Consider the following 17,113-nt stretch of genomic DNA (forward strand, 5'->3'; position numbering starts at 1 on the left):
GCGAGCAGGGCGGCGTTGGCCTGCTCGTACTGCAGCGCGTCGGCGCCGGACTCGGCCAGGTCGCGGGTCAGCAGCACGCGCGGCCGGGACCCGCACCCCCCCTTTTCTCATGCCGGTTTTCCCTGCCGGACGGCGTCACGCCTGGGCGGCGAACTCCCCCTGGCTCGGTTCGGCGGGCGTTGCCACGGCGGCGGCCTCCGTACGGAGCTCCTTCTCCAGCGTCACCACGCTCAGCCGGGGAGTGCGCTGCTCGGTGTCCACGGGCAGATAGCCGCGGCTGCGGTAGAGCCGCAGGTTGCCCTCGCTGCGGTGGCCGGTGAACAGGCGGTAGCGGGTGGCCGACCGCTCGGCCGCCAGCCGCTGTTCGACGGCGTCGAGCAGCCGTCCGCCCAGGCCGTGGCGCTGCATCCGCGGGTGCACGATGAGCTTGGCTATCCGCGCGGTGCCGTCCTCGTCGACCGTGCCGCGCACGGACCCGACCACCTCCTCGCCGAGCCTGGCCACCATGACGCAGCCCTCGCCCAGTTCGGCGCGCAGCGCCTGCAGCGTCTGGGTGAGCGGTTCGATGCCGTAGTCGTCGTACAGCGCGGCTTCCTGCTGGTAGCAGAGGTACTGGAGTTTGAGGATCTGCTCGGCGTCCTGATCGGTCGCCGCAGAGATGGTCACGCTCGTGCCCATGCGCGTATGCCTCCCCTATTCGGTTCGTTGGTCCGGGCGCTCGAGGGTGAGAGGGGTGCGCCCGGAACGATGTGCCCTGACGGACGGCGCCGTGGGGTACCCGTCGCCGCCATGGCGTGGCTGACACTGCTTCTTCCGGGTTCCCCGGTATGTGGCAGCGGCAATCTCCGCCGCGAGCATTCTGCGCAGGCAATTGGGGCAGACGGAACGGACCGGCACCGGGCTCTCCTGTGACATTCCCAACTCAGATGAGAGTGCGGGGAAGTCCGAGGGGAGAGCGCAGGGGAGGTGGTGCCGGTCCGGGCTCCGCCACGGCGGCGGTCCACGGCGAAAAGTTCCGCGAAGGGGCCACGAAGGGCCCCACGGGATCAGCCCTTACGGAACTCCGCGGCCGCCAGCAGCGCGGTGTCGGGGTTGTCGGAGAACAGGCCGTCGATACCGGTGCCCAGGAGCGCCTTGAAGAAGCGGAGGGAGTCGCCGTAGGCGTTCGGGTCGGTGCCGCGGCGCATGTCGGTCGGCAGGAAGGTGTTCTCGTTGCGGACCGTGTAGGGGTGCAGCACCAGCCCGGCGGCGTGGGCGTCCTTGACCACGGAGCTGGGCTCGCCGAGCTTGCCGTCGGCGTCCCGCGGAATGATCACGGTCAGGTCCGGGCCGATGCCCTGGGCGAACCCGGCGAGCCACTTCAGGCCCTCGGGCTTGACCAGGTCGGCCACGGTGCGCCGGTCACCGGACGCCGTGAAGTCCCAGGGGCGGTCCTTGAGCGTGCCCAGCAGGACGACCTTGGGACAGTCGACCAGCTTGTCCAGGCGCTGGATGCTGCTCGGCTCGAAGGACTGCAGGAAGTTCGGGGAGTTCTTCCGGTGCCGGCCGTGCGCCCGCAGCGCCTTGGCCAGCCGCTCCTCCAGGCCGAGGCCGAGCTTGCGGAAGTAGGTGGGGTGCTTGGTCTCGATGTGCAGCCAGACGCGGCGGCCCCGCTTGCGGCCCTCGCGCTCGGCCCACTGCAGGACCTCCTCGAAGGTCGGCACCTCCCACACCCCGTCGTAGAGGGTGTTGTGCTGGCGGGTGCCCGGTATGCGCTCCTTGGCGCGCAGGGTCTTGAGCTCCGCGAGCGTGAAGTCCTCGGTGAACCAGCCGGTCAGCTTGGCGCCGTCGACGGTCTTGGTGGTCTTGCGGTCCGCGAACTCGGGGTGCGCGGAGACATCGGTGGTGGCGGTGATGTCGTTCTCGTGACGGCAGACCAGATGCCCGTCCTTGGTGGGGACGAGGTCCTGCTCGATGACGTCCGCGCCCATGTCGAGGGCGAGTTGGTAGGAGCCGAAGGTGTGCTCGGGGCGGTAGCCGCTGGCGCCGCGGTGGCCGACGATCAGCGGCACCGGCAGCTCCTGGGGTGCGCCCTCGCGGGCACGGGCGCTCGCCTGGCCGGCTCCGCCGAATACCGCCGCTCCCGCGCCGAGGGCCGCGGCCCCCAGCACCGTCCGTCGTCCCGGCTGCTGCCACTTGTGCATGCCCACGCTCCTTGTCCGAGGTGTTTTCGTCCGTTCCAGGTGCTTCCGGGTGTTTTCCGGCGTGCGGTGAGGCGTGTTGCACACCGGCCCACGGAACCGGGCCGATCGTAAGCACGGACGGGTCATGCCGGGGAGACGCCCACCAACATAGGGGGGAACATGGAGGTAACACACGTCAACTGTGGGTCAACTGTGCGTATCGACCTCGTGAACCCGATGTGCGAGCCGGAGTGACCCGCGAGTATTGTCCTGGGCTGCAGAGATCTGCGCCCGCTTGACGTTGACCAGTCGCGACCCGGAGGGCCCGTTGTCCCGCATTGTGCTGAAGGCGATTCTCGGATTCGTCATGCGTGTCCTGTACCGCCCGAAGGTCGAGGGCATGGAGCGCATTCCGGCGACCGGACCGGTGATCCTGGCCGGCAATCACGTCACCTTCATCGACTCGCTGTTCCTGAGCCTGGTGGTCAAGCGCCCGGTGTACTTCATCGGCAAGGACGAGTACGTCACCGGCAAGGGCGTCAAGGGCCGGCTGATGGCCTGGTTCTTCACCAGCGCCGGCATGATCCCGGTGGACCGCGACGGCGGGCACGGCGGGGTCGCGGCGCTGATGACCGGCCGCCGGGTGCTGGAGGAGGGCAGCGTCTTCGGCATCTACCCCGAAGGCACCCGCTCCCCCGACGGCCGTCTCTACCGCGGCCGTACGGGTATCGCCCGGCTCACCCTGATGACCGGCGCGCCCGTCGTCCCGTTCGCGATGATCGGCACGGACAAGGTGCAGCCCGGCGGCAAGGGCCGCCCGCACATCGCCCCGGTGACGGTGCGCTTCGGCGAGCCGCTGGACTTCTCCCGCTACGACGGCATGGACCGTGACCGCTATGTGCTGCGGGCGGTCACCGACGAGGTGATGAGCGACGTGATGGAGCTGTCCGGCCAGGAGTACGTCGACGTCTACGCCACCAAGGCCAGGGCCGCCTGACCCGCCCTTGACCCGCTACCACGGGCCCCGTCCGATTCCCGGACGGGGCCCGTGGTGCGTGTGGTGCTCCCGCTCCGGGTCAGCGGGCACCCGGCCCGCCCCGGGTCAGCAGGGCACCCGGCCGGCCCCGGGTCAGCAGGGCACCCGGAAGCCGCCGGGGGCGCGCTGGCCCTCGGCTCCGCCGGTCAGCGCCGTGCGCAGCGCCGCCTCGGGCCGCGGTACCACGCTGCCGTCGGCCTGCAGGAGTTGCTGGCGCTGGGTGACGGTGCCGGTGCGGGCGCCGGGCACCTCCGCGTTCTTGACCCGTACCCGGTTCAGCGGTGCGGGCGTGAGCTGCTTCTTGGTGCGGACGAAGGAGATGAAGCTCTCGTAGTCGCGGGTGTGCCGGACCGGTGCGGTGAAGCCGGTGAAGGCGCTGAAGCCGTCCTGGTTGATGAGGGTGTACGAGGGGGCGGCGAGGCGGTAGCGGCGGCCGGTGTCGAGTGCGGTGCCGTTGATGAAGACGTCGGCGGGGTCGATCCGCCGGCCGACCGGCCCCGCGGCGTCGAAGGTGTAGCGGACGTTCCCGGAGACCGCCAGCGGTGAGAAGCCGAGGCCGCCGCCGGCGGTCGGCGCCCACTGTTCCTCCAGCGCGTCATGGATCTGCCGGCCGGTGACGGTGACGGTCAGGATCGGGTCGCCGAAGCCCACGGAGTTCCAGGCCTGCGCAAAGGTGAGGGTGCCGTCGGTCTCCTGGTCACGGATCAGATCGCCGGCGATCACCGCCTGGCCGACGCGCGGGGCGACCGCGATCACGGCGAGGTCGGCGGGGGTGTTGGGGTGGTCGGCGGGGTCGTCCATCGGGCCGTGCGGCTGCCGGCCCGCCCACAGCGCCCAGTCGGCGACGAGGTTGCCCATGGTGGACTCCCCCAGCGCGTTGCGGCGCCGGGTGAAGGAGGCGGTCTGGGTGCCGATCTTGGTACGGGCGCGGCGGGAGGCGTAGTCCGCCCAGTAGCCGGCGATCGAGCGCAGCTCGGGATCCGGCGTCACATCGCGGGTGTTGGGGTGGTTGGTGGAGGTGGTCAGCTCCCGGATCACCGCTCCGGTGTCCGGGTCGAGGCGGAGGTTGATCTCGTTGATGATCTGCCCGTAGCAGCCGGCCTCGACGAAGGGGCGGGGGTCGCCGTTGGGGTCGGGCAGCATCATGGTGAAGGCGCAGTGCCAGTGGCCGGTGACGATGGCATCGATGTCGGGCGAGACGCGCAGCGCCAGTTCGTAGGCGGGTCCCGAGGGGTTCTTGCCGCTGGAGAAGTCGCTGCCGGCCACCGCGCCGTCGTGCATGCTGAGCACGATCGCATGGACGCCGCGTTTCTTGAGCTCCGCGGCACAGCGGTTGGCGGTCTCCAGTTCGTCCAGGGTGCGCAGTCCCGGCTGGTAGGAGCCGGGGAACGACTCGGTGCCGACGGCGGTCAGATGGATGAAGCCGATCGCCAGCCGGCGGCCCCGGCCGGCGTCCACGTACTCGATGTTGTAGGGCGCCAGTACGGTTTCGCCGGTCGCGTTCCAGACCATGTTGGCGCTGTAGTAGGGGAACTGCGCGCCCTCGAAGCGGCGCCCGGTGGAGTCCTTGAAGTCGTCGTCCCGTCCGACGACCGGGAAGTCGTCGCCGTCGACCATGTGCGAGGTCAGGAAGGCCGCCGACTTGTCGAACTCGTGGTTGCCGGCCGAGGCGAAGTCGAGGCCCATGGCGTTGAGCGCCTCGATGGTGGGCTCGTCGGCGAAGGAGGAGGCGTCGAACTCCCAGCCGGAGAAGAGGTCGCCGGGGGCGAAGAAGAGCGAGTTGTCGCGGCCGTCTCTCAGCCGCTCCAGGTGGGCGGCCATATAGGCCACGCCGCCCACCGTGTACGTCTTTCCGCCGGCACCGGTGATGAGGGAGTTGGCTCCCGGGGCGCCCTGCAGATAGCCGTGCAGATCGGTGATGTTGAGGAGCTGGACGTCGACGTATTCGTCGGCGCTGGCCGCGTCGCGGGCGTGGCCGGTGGCGTAGGCGTTGCTGCCGATGGCGCTCGCGGTGGCCAGGGCCCCCGCTGCGGTGATGAAGGAGCGTCGTCCGATGTCGCGCACTGCGTCACTCTCCTGAACGAGCCGTCCGTAGGGGGACGACGGGAGAGTCAAGCGAGCCGCGCCGGACGGCCGGTCACCAGCACACGTACCGGGCGTGAACAGGCGAGGGACAGTCGCCCCCAGGGCGTGTCCCGTGGATCATGGCCGGTGCACGGCGCCGTGATCCACAGGACACGCCCTGAGGCGCGGTGGGTGCCCGCCGTCCGGCGGATCGGCAGGGGGTGTGTCCCTGGTCTCGCGGGCCGGCGGAGAGCGGCGAGACGCCCGCCTAGCTGTTGGCCAGCTCCTGGCCGCGGAGCAGGAACCAGGCGGCGACCGCGGCGGACAGCAGGACCGCCGCACCCACCGCGGCCGCGGCGTCCACCCCGGCGACGAAGGAGTGCTGTGCGGCCTTGACCAGTGCCGCGGCCTGGTCGGCGGGGAGGTGGCGGGCCGCTTCGAAGGCGCCGCCGAGCGATTCGCGGGCGGCGTCCGTGGCCGGCGCCGGGACCCCGGGCGGGGCGGCGAAGCCCCGGTAGTTGGCGGTCACGATGGACCCCAGCAGCGCGATGCCGAGCGCGGCGCCCAGCTCGTACGCCGTCTCGGAGACCGCGGAGGCGGCTCCCGCCTCCTCCTTGGGGACGCTGGAGAGGATCACATCGGCGGTGACCGTGAACGAGAAGCCGGCGCCGATGCCGACGACGAAGAGGATCAGGCACAGGGCGGCGGTGCCGGTGTCGCCGTGCAGGGTGGTGCAGCCGACGAGCGAGAGGCCGACCACGGCGAGGCCGCCGGCCACCACGATCCGTACGGACAGCCGGCGGGCGACCCAGCCGGCGGCCAGACCGGCGCCCACCGCACCGATCGCGGCCGGGAGTTCGGTGAGCCCGGCATTGAGCGGCGAGCGCAGCTGCACCATCTGGAGGAACTGGGAGAGGAAGAAGACCAGGCCGGAGAGTCCGAGGATGGTCAGCAGGTCGGCCAGCACCGCCCCGGAGAAGCCGCGGTGGTGAAAGAGCTTCATGTTCAGCAGCGGCGAGGCGAGGGTGAGCTGCCGCCGGACGAACACGAGCAGGGCGAGCACGCCGAGGACGGCGGCCAGTGCGATGTCCCAGCGGTAGCCCTCCACCGCCGCTTCCTTGATGGCGTAGACGACGGCGACGATCCCCACCAGGGCCAGCAGCACGCTGGGGATGTCCCACGGCCCGGGATCCGGGTTACGTGACTCCGGGATGACCCGGGCGCCGACGGCCACCAGCAGCGCCATCACCGGCAGGTTGATCAGGAAGACCGAACCCCACCAGAAGTGTCCCAGCAGAAAGCCGCCGAGGACCGGCCCCACCGCCATACCGGCCGAGGCCATCGCGCCCCAGATACCGATGGCCAGGCTGCGTTCCTTGGGGTCGTGGAAGAGGTTGCGGATGAGCGCCAGGGTGGCCGGCATCAGCGTGGCGCCGGCCACGCCCTGCAGCGCACGGGCGGCGATCATCATCTCCGGGGTGGCGGCGTACGCGGCGAGCACCGACATGGCGCCGAAGCCGACCGAGCCGATCAGCAGCAGCTTCTTCCGGCCGATGCGGTCGCCGAGGCTGCCCATGGAGACCAGCAGGCCGGCGATGACGAAGGAGTAGATGTCGCCGATCCACAGCAGCTGCGTGCCGGACGGCCGGAGGTCTTCGCTGAGGAAGGGGGTGGCGAGGCCGAGGACCGTGGCGTCGACGCCGACCAGCAGGACGGCGAGGACGAGGACGGCGAGTGCGAGCCAGCGTCCCGGCCGGGGCTGGTCGTCCACATGAGCCGAGCCGGCCGGTTCTGACGCTATGGTCTCGGTCATTTCTCCATGCTCCGTCGGATGCCGCCGAGCAGCAGCTCGGCGATCGAGTGGTTGAGGTCATTGCGGGCGACCCGTCCCTCGTGGACGGCCCAGGCCCCGGCGCCGATCAGGCCGTAGAAGGCCTCGGTGAGCCAGGCGGCGCTCAGATCGATGCGGAAGTCGCCCGCTTCCTGGCCGCGGCGGAAGAGGGCGGAGATACGGGCGTCCAGCTCCGCCCAGCCGGCGTTGATCTCGCCGTCCTCGAAGAGCTGGTTCTCGGTGAAGAGGAAGGCCAGGACGGCGGCGACCGGTTCGGCCTCGGCGATCAGCCGGCGCAGCGCCTCGACCGCGTCCCCCTCCTCCAGCCGCGCCGCGTCCATCGCCTGCACGAACTGCGCGATGCCGTGCTCCTCCAGCGCCCTGATCAGCGCGTCCCGGCCGGCGAAGTGCCGGTGGAGCGTCGCGCGGCTGATCCCCGCGGCACGGGCGATCTCGTCCATCGGCGTCGACGCCCGGCGCGTGAGCAACGCGGCGGCTTCCTTGAGTACCCGTTCACGGTCCACAGCCATGAGACACACAATACCTGAATGAGACATTGATGTCTCACATGACCCTCGCCACACGCACGACGGCGGCCCGCCCCCGGGTCACTCCCGGGGGCGGGCCGCCGTCACTTACCCCTGTGACCAGGGGTCTCCCACTAGGCCAGCTCGGTGGCCTTCTTGGCCGCCGCCCACTCCTGCTGCTTCACCAGATCGGCCCGCACCTCGGCGAGCTGGACCGCCACCGCGGAGGGCGCGGTGCCGCCCCGGCCGCTGCGCGAGGCGAGCGCTCCCGGGACGTTGAGGACGCCGCGGACCTCGGGGGTCAGATGCGGGGAGATCTTGGCGAACTGCTCGTCGGTGAGCTGGTCCAGCTCGATGCCGTGCGCCTCGCACTCCTTGACGCACTCACCGGCGACCTCGTGCGCCACCCGGAACGGCACGCCCTGCTTGACCAGCCACTCCGCGATGTCGGTGGCCAGCGAGAACCCGGCCGGGGCCAGCTCCTCCATCCGCTCACGGTTGACGGTCAGCGTGGCCATCATGCCGGTGAACGCCGGGAGCAGCACCTCCAGTTGGTCACAGGAGTCAAAGACCGGCTCCTTGTCCTCCTGGAGGTCACGGTTGTAGGCGAGCGGCAGCGCCTTGAGCGTCGCCAGCAGACCGGTCAGGTTGCCGATGAGACGCCCCGACTTGCCCCGCGCCAGCTCCGCGATGTCCGGGTTCTTCTTCTGCGGCATGATCGAGGAGCCGGTCGAGAAGGCGTCGTGGAGCGCGACGAAGGAGAACTCCTTCGTGTTCCAGAGGATGACTTCCTCGGCGATCCGGGAGAGGTTCACCCCGATCATCGCCGTGATGAAGGCGAACTCCGCGACGAAGTCACGGGAGGCCGTGCCGTCGATGGAGTTGCCGGCCGAGCCGTGCTCGAAGCCGAGGTCGGCCGCGACCGCCTCCGGGTCGAGGCCGAGCGAGGAGCCGGCCAGCGCGCCCGAGCCGTACGGGGAGACGGCGGTGCGGTCGTCCCACTGCCGCAGCCGCTCCGCGTCCCGGGACAGCGACTGCACATGCGCCAGCACATGGTGGGCGAAGAGCACCGGCTGGGCGTGCTGGAGGTGGGTGCGGCCCGGCATCGCCACGTCCGGGTGGGTCTCGGCGAGGGAGACCAGCGCCTCCTGGAGGTCGGCGATCAGCCCGCCGATGATCCGGGCGTGGTCGCGCAGGTACATCCGGAAGAGCGTGGCGACCTGGTCGTTGCGCGACCGGCCGGCCCGCAGCTTGCCGCCGAGGTCCGGGCCCAGCCGCTCCAGCAGCCCGCGCTCCAGGGCGGTGTGGACGTCCTCGTCGGCGATGGTGCCGGTGAACGAGCCGTCGGCGACGTCCGCGGCGAGCTTGTCGAGGCCGGCGAGCATGCGGGTCAGTTCATCCTCGGTGAGCAGCCCGGCCTTGTGGAGCACCCGGGCGTGCGCACGGGAGCCGGCGATGTCGTAGGGGGCCAGCCGCCAGTCGAAGTGGACGGACGCCGACAGTTGGGCCAGCGCCTCGGCCGGTCCATCGGCGAAACGGCCGCCCCAGAGCCGGACGTCACCGCTGTTGCTGCTCACTGCTGCTCCTCAAGGCTGCTTCGGATACGCGGCCTCCCCCTGGGTCCCGGGGACCAGGGGGTACCCCCGCCACGGGGGGCGGGGACGCGGGCCGTCGTACGGTGATAACGAGACGGGCTCAGGCCAGGTCGCGCTTGGCCGCGATCTTGCTCGACATCCCGAAGAGTTCGATGAAGCCCTTCGAGAGCGACTGGTCGAAGGTGTCGCCGGTGTCGTACGTCGCGAGGTTGAAGTCGTAGAGCGACTGGTCGGACTTCCGGCCGGTGACCACCGCGCGGCCGCCGTGCAGGGTCATCCGGATGTCGCCGCTGACCTGCTGGTTGGCCTCGTTGATGAAGCCTTCCAGGGCGCGCTTGAGCGGCGAGAACCACAGGCCGTCGTAGACCAGCTCGCCCCAGCGCTGCTCGACCTGCCGCTTGTAGCGGGCCAGTTCGCGCTCGACGGTGACGTTCTCCAGCTCCTGGTGCGCGGTGATCAGCGCGATGGCGCCGGGCGCCTCGTACACCTCACGGGACTTGATGCCGACCAGCCGGTCCTCGACCATGTCGATCCGGCCGATGCCCTGGGCGCCGGCCCGCTCGTTGAGCTGCTGGATGGCCTGCAGGACGGTGACGGGCTTGCCGTCGAGGGCGACCGGGACGCCCTCCTTGAAGGTGATGACGACCTCGTCGGCCTCCCGCTGGACGGCCGGGTTCTCGGTGTACTCGTACACGTCCTCGATCGGCGCGTTCCAGATGTCCTCCAGGAAGCCGGTCTCCACGGCCCGCCCGAAGACGTTCTGGTCGATGGAGTACGGCGACTTCTTGGTGGTCGCGATCGGGAGGTTCTTCTCCTCGCAGAACGCGATCGCCTTGTCCCGGGTCATCGCGTAGTCGCGGACCGGGGCGATGCACTTCAGGTCGGGGGCGAGGGAGGAGATACCGGCCTCGAAACGGACCTGGTCGTTGCCCTTGCCGGTGCAGCCGTGGGCGACGGTGGTGGCACCGTGCTTCCTGGCGGCGGCCACCAGGTGCTTGACGATGGTCGGCCGCGAGAGCGCGGAGACCAGCGGGTAGCGGTCCATGTACAGGGCGTTGGCCTTGATCGCCGGGAGGCAGTACTCATCGGCGAACTCGTCCTTGGCGTCCGCGACCTCGGCCTCGACCGCACCGCAGTCGAGCGCACGCTTGCGGATGACGTCCAGGTCCTCGCCGCCCTGGCCGACGTCCACGGCAACGGCGATGACCTCGGCGCCCGTCTCCTCGGCGATCCAGCCGATGCAGACAGAGGTGTCCAGGCCGCCCGAGTAGGCGAGTACGACGCGCTCGGTCACGGGTTTCTCCTTACGGTGCATACGCTGATGGGTATAAGTATGCACTCCACCGTATGTTTCGTCAACGGGACGATGAACACGCAGGTCAACGCGCGAGCCGACGGCGCGATGAGGCCGTCAGCCGCCCTCTCGCACCACCTCGGTCAAGACGCTCACATGACTCACCGACACGTCCTTCGCGGCCGTCAGCAGCGCCACCCGCTCCCGCAGCCCTCCGGCGCCTCGTAGACCCGGCGCACCCGCAGGCCATCCTTCGCGGACATTTCACCCATAACCCCATCGAACCACGCCGGGCGGGCCCCCGCTGGCGGCCCGGGACGACGCCTGCGAGCACCCGCTTTGGATTCATGGCCCCGGACAGGGTATTTTTCTTCTGCACGCCCCGGCCGGGATTCCTCCGGCCGGCACGAGCACCGGGACGTGGCGCAGCTTGGTAGCGCACTTGACTGGGGGTCAAGGGGTCGCAGGTTCAAATCCTGTCGTCCCGACGGTGCAGTAAGGGCTTTCAGCCCAGGTCAGGGCCTTGTTCCCGCTTCGGCGGGAACAAGGCCCTTGATCGTTTTCAGGGGCTGCCGGCTCGCGATGCCGTGGACCGCATGCGAGCCGACTTCCGTATCCGCAGTTCAAGCGGCTGCTCACCGTACTGTGGCAACCCCGCTCCTCGCCGGAAACGGACGTTGAGAAGATCCACCAATGGAATTCGACGACGCCGCCACCCTGCACCGGGTATGCACCGAGCGACTGGGCGAGAAGTCCGGCCGTCAGTTCGCGGCCATGGCCCGGCGCGGCTTCCGGCTCGTCCCCGCGGCGGACGGCTCCGAGGCCACCGGCCGCTGCCGTCTCGGCGGTCCCGCCCTGCTCGAACCCGGCACTCCCTGGCCCGAACTCGGCGGCTGCCCGCTGTCCCTGCACGCCGTACTCGACACCGACGCCCTCGCCCCCTGGCTCGGGGACGAACTGCCCACCCGGCCGGGTCTGCTCAACTTCTTCTCGTTCGACCCGGACGTGCCGTACGAGGAGTACCGGCGTCTGGGCCTGTCGCCCGAAGACGGCCTCGTGCTGACCGCGGATCCGGCACGGGCGGTCGAGACAGCGGCGCCCGCACCGGCCAGGAGCTATCCGGCCGCACCCGTCCACGCGGCCGGGGTGACCATGCTCCCGGACTGCTGGGACCTGGCGGACGACGACATCGACTTCGACCCGGCCGAGCACTGGGGAGCGCCGTCGCTCCTCCTCCTCGAGATGGAAGACTTCGACGGGAACACCGCCAACGGCCATCGTGCCTTCGGCTGGCCCGACACCTCGTATGCCTCCGAGGTGACCCCTCGCGACGCCGACGGACCGGCCGTCCACCTGCTCCAGCTCGCCGGGGACACTCAGCTCGGATGGGGCTGGGGCGACGCCGGGTCGCTGTACTTCACGATCCCGGCGAAGGCCTTCGCGGCGGGAGACTTCAGCAGAGCCGAGGCGACCGTGCGCTGTTGCTGAGCCCTTCCCCACGCCCCCTACTCGCGAGGACCGGCGTAGTAGTCGGCCAGCATCTCCGAGGGCCAGGCGGGCTCGCGCACCTCGCCCTGCGGTCCCATCGCGGTGAACCACGGCTTGATGTCCAGGACCGGTGTGCCGTCCACGGCATCCAGCGCTTCCACGTGCAGATCCAGGCCGTCCACCTTGACCAGGCGGCACCGCGAGACGCCCAGCCAGTTCACCCGGCGCATGTTGCGGTGGGCGAAGATGCCACCGGCCGGCCAGTCGGGGTTGCCGCGGGGGTGCCGGGGCTCAGGGCGCAGATCGGCGGGGTCGGTCAGGTGGAAGCGGAAAACGACCTCGAGGTGGGAGAAGTCCTCCAGGCCTACGACGGAACTCTCGGCGAACTGCTCCGGGTCGATACGGATGATGGAGCGAGTGCCGCCCCAGTAGTCATCCGTGGGCTCGACGCGTCCACCCACCACGTGGGCGACGGGCACGACCTTGAACTCTTCTGTCATGGGGCGGAACTCCTCGGAGAAGTGGAGGGGACGGGCGGTCAGGCGGACTCGGCAAGGTGAGCAGCAGCACGGTGATCGAGTTCGGCCACCGTAGGGGGCCCGGCCCGGCCCGGCAACGGTGCGGATCGGGGTGGTGGACAAGTCGAAGGCTCCGCCACGGCACCGTCCGCCGGGGGCGTGACGAGGGTGCCGGCCGAACCGGCATCGTCAGCGATGTCCGCGACGGCGTCTACGTGTTACGGCCGGAGAACGGGCCGGGCCACTGGCTCTGCGACGTCCCCGGGCGGCTGACGGTGGCCGTCCGGCGTGAAGAGCGGCGTGACGGCTGAGCCGAAGTGAGGTGAGGGGCAAGGCGAGGGGCGAGCCCGGCCGCCCCGGCGGGGGAAGGCCCGCGCGGGACGGCCGTTCGCGGCCGGGCTCATGACCGGGGGCTACGGCACCCGCCGGACCGGCGGCTACGGTACCGGCGGGACCGGGCCCGACAGGTCGCGCCGGTCCGAGAGGTCGCGCTGCTCCGAGAGGTCCCGCTGGTGCGGTATCGCGATCTCGTCCGGCTTCTGGAGGGCCACGGTCCGGGCCGGGGAGGGGATCCGGATGCCCTCGGCCCGGTAGCGCTGGTGCAGGCGCTTGATGAACTCGTGCTTGATCCGGTACTGGTCGCTGAACTCGCCGACGCCCAGGATCACCGTGAAGCTGATCCTGGAGTCGCCGAAGGTGTGGAAGCGGACGGCCGGTTCGTGGTCCGGGTCGCCGCCGTCGACGTCCTTCATCACGCTCTCGACGACCTCGGTGGTGACCCGCTCGACATGGTCGAGGTCGCTGTCGTAGCCGACGCCCACCTGCACCAGGATCGTCAGCTTCTGTTCCGGGCGGGTGAAGTTGGTCATGTTGGTGCCGGCCAGCTGGGCGTTGGAGATGATCACCAGGTTGTTGGAGAGCTGGCGCACCACGGTGTTCCGCCAGTTGACGTCGACGACGTAGCCCTCCTCGCCGCTGCTGAGCCGGATGTAGTCACCGGGCTGCACCGTCTTGGAAGCGAGGATGTGCACGCCCGCGAAGAGGTTGGCGAGGGTGTCCTGAAGAGCCAGTGCGACGGCGAGGCCGCCCACGCCCAGGGCGGTGAGCAGCGGGGCGATGGAGATGCCCAGGGTCTGCAGGACGACGAGGAAGCCCATCGCCAGGACGATGATGCGGGTGATGTTGGCGAAGATGGTCGCCGATCCGGCCACCCCGGACCGGGACTGCGCGAAGGACTTCACCCCTCCGGTGATCACCCGGGCCGCGGTGAGCGTGACGACCAGGATGAGCAGCACCATCAGCGTCCGGTTGACGGTGCGTTGGACCGTCTCCGTCAGCGGCAGCGCCGCGGCCGCCGCCGCCAGGCCGCCGGTGACCGCCGCCCAGGGCACCACCGCCCGCAGCGCGTCGACGAGGATGTCGTCCCCGCTCCACCGGGTTTTGAGGGCGTGTTTGCCGAGCCAGCGCAGCGTCACCCGCAGCAGTACGGCGGCCACGATGCCGGCCGCCAGCGCGGCGCCGGCCACGATCAGGTCGTGCAGTGTCACAGCGCGGTTCACCGGCCGGCTCCCCCCGCGGCCGGAAGGAGCGGCCTCGCTATCAGCCGGATGTGATGTCTCGTCACCATGCCACCTGCTCGTCTCTAGGGCTGTGAAGGCGCCGGGACATCCGCGGACGTCCCGGCGCGAACTGCCATCCTGCCGTATGGGGTTCGGCAGGCAGCGGGTGGCTCGGGTGGAATGGTGCACGGTGCGCGCGGCCGCCGCCGGGGGCGGGGCGGTTCGCTCCCCGGGGTGACGAGAGGCGCGGGGAGCGGCGCGGGTGGTGTCAGTGCGCCTTTTGCGCCAGGCGCAGCAGATGGTCGGCGAGGGCCTGCCCGCCCGCCGGGTCGCGGCTGATGAGCATCAGGGTGTCGTCGCCCGCGATGGTGCCGAGGATGTCGTGGAGTTCGGCCTGGTCGATGGCCGAGGCCAGGAACTGGGCGGCGCCCGGCGGGGTGCGCAGGACCACGAGGTTGGCGGAGGCCTCGGCGGAGATGAGGAGTTCGCCGGAGAGGCGGCGCATCCGCTCCTCCTTGGCCGACTCCCCCAGCGGCGCCCGCGGCTTGCGGTCGCCGCCCTCGCTGGGCACCGCGTAGATCAGCTCGCCGCCGGTGTTGCGGATCTTCACCGCGCCCAGCTCGTCCAGATCGCGCGAGAGCGTCGCCTGGGTGACGGACAGGCCGTCGTCGGCGAGCAGCTTGGCGAGCTGGCTCTGGGAGCGGACCGGCAGCCGGTTGAGGATGTCCACGATCCGGCGGTGGCGGGCGGTACGGGTCTGCGGTACGGCCTGGCCGCCGTTCTGCGCCTCGTTGTCCTGCGGCTCGTTGTCCTGCGGCTCGCTCATCGTTGTCGTCAGTCTCCGGCTCGTCGTTCCCCGTCGGCCCCTTGGCGGGCCGTGTCCAGGACGCCGGGAAGCCTGTGGAGGAACACTTCCGCTTCGTCGTCGGAGACGATCAGCGGCGGGGCGAGCCGGATGACGTCCGGCGCGACCGCGTTCACCAGCAGGCCCGCGTCCTGAGCCGCCTGCTGTACCTGTGGCGCGAGCGGCTCCGTCAAGACGATACCCAGGAGGAGGCCCGCACCGCGGACCTGGCCGACCAAGGGGTGGCCCAGGGCCTCGGTTCCGCTCCTCAGCCGCTCGCCGACCCGCTTGACGTTCTCCAGGACGCCGTCGGCCTCGATGGTGTCCAGGACGGCGAGGGCGCCGGCGCAGACGACCGGGTTGCCGCTGAAGGTCGAGCCGTGCGAACCGGGCGTGAGCAGGCCGGCGGCCGGGCCGAAGGCCAGCGTGGCGCCGATCGGCAGACCGCCGCCCAGGCCCTTGGCGAGGGTGACGATGTCGGCCTCGATGCCCTGTGCCTGGGATTCCAGCCAGTGTCCGGTCCGGCCGATGCCGGTCTGGATCTCGTCCAGGACCAGCAGGGTGCCGGTGGCGGCGGTGATCTCGCGGGCGGCCCGGAGGTAGCCGGGGGGCGGGACGATGACGCCGTTCTCGCCCTGGACGGGCTCCAGGATGACGAAGGCGGTGTCGGTGGTGACGGCGGCCCGGAGCGCTTCGACGTCGCCGTACGGGACGTAGTCGACCTCGCCGGGCAGCGGCGCGAACGGCGCCTGCTTGGCGGGCTGGCCGGTGAGGGCGAGGGCGCCCATGGTGCGGCCGTGGAAGCCGCCGGCCGTGGAGACCATGTGGCGGCGCCCGGTCAGCCGGCCGATCTTGAAGGCGGCCTCGTTGGCCTCGGCGCCGGAGTTGGAGAAGTAGACCCGGCCGGGGCGTCCGGCCAGCGCGAGCAGGCGTTCGGCGAGGGCCACGGTGGGCTCGGCGACGAAGAAGTTCGAGACGTGGCCGAGGGTGGCGACCTGGTCGGAGACGGCGCGGACCACCGCGGGGTGGGCGTGGCCGAGGGCGTTGACCGCGATGCCGCCGAGGAAGTCCAGGTACTCCTTGCCGTCGGCGTCCCACACCTTGGCGCCCTCGCCCCGGACGAGCGGGATACGGGGAGTGCCGAAGTTGTCCATCATGGCGCCCTGCCAGCGGCCGGTGAGGCCCGCGTTGGTCACCGGGCCGTGGCCGTGTGCCGCGTCGCTCATGTCGCCCCCTCGATCGTGTTCGCGTCCGGCACGACCATCGTGCCGATTCCTTCGTCGGTGAAGATCTCCAGCAGGATCGAGTGCTGGACCCGCCCGTCGATGACCCGGGCGGTGTGGACGCCGTTGCGGACGGCGTGCAGACAGCCCCGCATCTTGGGGACCATGCCGCTGGCCAGGTCGGGCAGCAGCTTCTCCAGTTCGGTGGCGGTGAGGCGGGAGATCACCTCGTCGCTCTGGGGCCAGTCCTCGTACAGCCCCTCGACGTCGGTGAGCACCATCAGCGTCTCGGCGCCGAGGGCCGCGGCCAGCGCGGCCGCGGCGGTGTCGGCGTTGACGTTGAAGACACCGCCGGCATCCTCCTCGTCGCTGCTGCGGGCGATCGAGGAGATGACCGGGATCCGGCCGTCGTCCAGGAGGGCGTGGACGGCCCCGGGGTCGATGCCGGTGATCTCGCCGACCCGGCCGATGTCCACCTGCTCGCCGCCGATGTCGGCGAAGTGCTTGGTCGCGGTCATCAGGTGCGCGTCCTCGCCGGTCATGCCGACGGCGAGCGGGCCGTGCTCGTTGAGCAGCCCCACCAGCTCGCGCTGCACCTGGCCGGCCAGCACCATCCGGACGACGTTCATCGCCTCGGGCGTGGTGACCCGCAGGCCGCCCTTGAACTCGGACTCCAGGCCGAGCAGGTCCAGCTGGGCGCTGATCTGCGGGCCGCCGCCGTGCACGACGACGGGGCGCAGTCCGGCGTGCCGCAGGAAGACCACGTCCTGGGCGAAGGCGCGCTTGAGCTCTTCGTCGACCATGGCGTTGCCGCCGAACTTGATGACGACGGTCTTGCCGTGGTGCCGGGTCAGCCAGGGCAGCGCCTCGATGAGGGTCCGGGCCTTGGGGAGCGCGGTGTGTTTGCGGGTGCTCATGCTGCGGCCTCGCTTCTGGGTGCGTGCCGGGATCCCGGCACGCACCGGTGATGGA

At 70.8% G+C, this 17,113-nt stretch carries 14 protein-coding genes and 1 tRNA gene; 3 read left to right on the forward strand and 12 right to left on the reverse strand.

Features of this window, described 5'->3' with window-relative positions; genetic code table 11:
• Positions 1 to 135: 135 nt before the first annotated feature.
• The gene (locus ABZ851_RS22230) at positions 136 to 678 is read right to left on the reverse strand and encodes a GNAT family N-acetyltransferase (RefSeq protein WP_361130279.1); all 543 of its coding nucleotides are present in this window, start codon (positions 676 to 678) and stop codon (positions 136 to 138) included.
• 368 nt (positions 679 to 1,046) lie between these two features.
• On the reverse strand, positions 1,047 to 2,183 hold the full coding sequence (locus ABZ851_RS22235) for a glycerophosphodiester phosphodiesterase (RefSeq protein ID WP_361130282.1): 1,137 nt from the start codon (positions 2,181 to 2,183) through the stop codon (positions 1,047 to 1,049).
• Positions 2,184 to 2,490: 307 nt separating this feature from the next.
• On the opposite strand from ABZ851_RS22235, the gene ABZ851_RS22240 reads away from it, so the two are divergent.
• Entirely contained in the window at positions 2,491 to 3,159 is a 669-nt protein-coding gene (locus ABZ851_RS22240) for a lysophospholipid acyltransferase family protein (protein WP_361130285.1), read from the forward strand.
• Positions 3,160 to 3,291: 132 nt separating this feature from the next.
• On the opposite strand, the gene ABZ851_RS22245 is transcribed toward ABZ851_RS22240, so the two are convergent.
• The 5 genes from ABZ851_RS22245 to ABZ851_RS22265 all read right to left on the reverse strand — a co-directional run bounded on the left by ABZ851_RS22245 (position 3,292) and on the right by ABZ851_RS22265 (position 10,509).
• Positions 3,292 to 5,262 carry a bifunctional metallophosphatase/5'-nucleotidase gene (locus ABZ851_RS22245; protein ID WP_336050273.1) on the reverse strand — a complete coding sequence of 657 codons (1,971 nt, stop codon included), beginning with the start codon at positions 5,260 to 5,262 and terminating at the stop codon, positions 3,292 to 3,294.
• A 268-nt stretch (positions 5,263 to 5,530) separates the two neighbouring features.
• Complete coding sequence (locus ABZ851_RS22250; RefSeq protein WP_311625495.1) at positions 5,531 to 7,075, reverse strand: MFS transporter; 1,545 nt, start codon at positions 7,073 to 7,075, stop codon at positions 5,531 to 5,533.
• Positions 7,072 to 7,623 carry a helix-turn-helix domain-containing protein gene (locus tag ABZ851_RS22255; protein WP_311625494.1) on the reverse strand — a complete coding sequence of 184 codons (552 nt, stop codon included), beginning with the start codon at positions 7,621 to 7,623 and terminating at the stop codon, positions 7,072 to 7,074. The genes ABZ851_RS22250 and ABZ851_RS22255 overlap by 4 nt, the downstream gene beginning before the upstream one ends.
• 131 nt (positions 7,624 to 7,754) lie before the next feature.
• Complete coding sequence (gene argH / locus ABZ851_RS22260; RefSeq protein WP_361130290.1) at positions 7,755 to 9,197, reverse strand: argininosuccinate lyase; 1,443 nt, start codon at positions 9,195 to 9,197, stop codon at positions 7,755 to 7,757.
• A 118-nt stretch (positions 9,198 to 9,315) separates the two neighbouring features.
• Complete coding sequence (locus ABZ851_RS22265; protein WP_088796805.1) at positions 9,316 to 10,509, reverse strand: argininosuccinate synthase; 1,194 nt, start codon at positions 10,507 to 10,509, stop codon at positions 9,316 to 9,318.
• A gap of 414 nt (positions 10,510 to 10,923) precedes the next feature.
• Between ABZ851_RS22265 and ABZ851_RS22270 the strand changes: the two genes are divergently transcribed.
• Together ABZ851_RS22270 and ABZ851_RS22275 are read left to right on the forward strand one after the other, a co-directional pair.
• Positions 10,924 to 10,997 (forward strand) — tRNA-Pro (locus tag ABZ851_RS22270).
• Between the two features lie 205 nt (positions 10,998 to 11,202).
• On the forward strand, positions 11,203 to 11,997 hold the full coding sequence (locus tag ABZ851_RS22275; RefSeq protein ID WP_361130293.1) for a DUF1963 domain-containing protein: 795 nt from the start codon (positions 11,203 to 11,205) through the stop codon (positions 11,995 to 11,997).
• 17 nt (positions 11,998 to 12,014) lie between these two features.
• Here the strand turns inward: ABZ851_RS22275 and ABZ851_RS22280 are convergent, their stop codons facing one another.
• From ABZ851_RS22280 to argB, 5 genes are all read right to left on the reverse strand, one after another.
• Positions 12,015 to 12,497 (reverse strand): SAM-dependent methyltransferase, encoded by a 483-nt coding sequence (locus tag ABZ851_RS22280; protein WP_361130295.1) that lies wholly within the window; start codon positions 12,495 to 12,497, stop codon positions 12,015 to 12,017.
• Positions 12,498 to 12,952: 455 nt separating this feature from the next.
• On the reverse strand, positions 12,953 to 14,074 hold the full coding sequence (locus ABZ851_RS22285; RefSeq protein WP_361130298.1) for a mechanosensitive ion channel domain-containing protein: 1,122 nt from the start codon (positions 14,072 to 14,074) through the stop codon (positions 12,953 to 12,955).
• 268 nt (positions 14,075 to 14,342) lie between these two features.
• Positions 14,343 to 14,900, reverse strand: coding sequence for an arginine repressor (locus ABZ851_RS22290; protein WP_030987163.1), 558 nt, complete (start codon positions 14,898 to 14,900; stop codon positions 14,343 to 14,345).
• Between the two features lie 8 nt (positions 14,901 to 14,908).
• A complete protein-coding gene (locus ABZ851_RS22295) occupies positions 14,909 to 16,144 on the reverse strand; it encodes an acetylornithine transaminase (RefSeq protein ID WP_361130301.1) in 1,236 nt (411 codons plus the stop codon).
• Positions 16,141 to 17,058, reverse strand: a complete 918-nt coding sequence (gene argB / locus ABZ851_RS22300) for an acetylglutamate kinase (protein WP_088801934.1) — start codon at positions 17,056 to 17,058, stop codon at positions 16,141 to 16,143. Before argB ends, ABZ851_RS22295 begins: the two co-directional genes overlap by 4 nt.
• Positions 17,059 to 17,113 lie beyond the last annotated feature (55 nt).

Origin of the sequence: Streptomyces sp. NPDC047049 (genome assembly GCF_040643995.1) — a bacterium.
In the GTDB taxonomy this organism is placed as follows: domain Bacteria; phylum Actinomycetota; class Actinomycetes; order Streptomycetales; family Streptomycetaceae; genus Streptomyces; species Streptomyces mooreae.

What these genes read in the sequence shown, in the direction of transcription:
- argB (WP_088801934.1), bottom strand. Translation starts at nt 17,058, where the DNA reads ATGAGCACCCGCAAACACACCGCGCTCCCCAAGGCCCGGACCCTCATC.
- ABZ851_RS22235 (WP_361130282.1), bottom strand. Translation starts at nt 2,183, where the DNA reads ATGCACAAGTGGCAGCAGCCGGGACGACGGACGGTGCTGGGGGCCGCG.
- ABZ851_RS22230 (WP_361130279.1), bottom strand. Translation starts at nt 678, where the DNA reads ATGGGCACGAGCGTGACCATCTCTGCGGCGACCGATCAGGACGCCGAG.
- ABZ851_RS22255 (WP_311625494.1), bottom strand. Translation starts at nt 7,623, where the DNA reads ATGGCTGTGGACCGTGAACGGGTACTCAAGGAAGCCGCCGCGTTGCTC.
- ABZ851_RS22290 (WP_030987163.1), bottom strand. Translation starts at nt 14,900, where the DNA reads ATGAGCGAGCCGCAGGACAACGAGCCGCAGGACAACGAGGCGCAGAAC.
- ABZ851_RS22250 (WP_311625495.1), bottom strand. Translation starts at nt 7,075, where the DNA reads ATGACCGAGACCATAGCGTCAGAACCGGCCGGCTCGGCTCATGTGGAC.
- ABZ851_RS22280 (WP_361130295.1), bottom strand. Translation starts at nt 12,497, where the DNA reads ATGACAGAAGAGTTCAAGGTCGTGCCCGTCGCCCACGTGGTGGGTGGA.
- ABZ851_RS22295 (WP_361130301.1), bottom strand. Translation starts at nt 16,144, where the DNA reads ATGAGCGACGCGGCACACGGCCACGGCCCGGTGACCAACGCGGGCCTC.
- ABZ851_RS22275 (WP_361130293.1), top strand. Translation starts at nt 11,203, where the DNA reads ATGGAATTCGACGACGCCGCCACCCTGCACCGGGTATGCACCGAGCGA.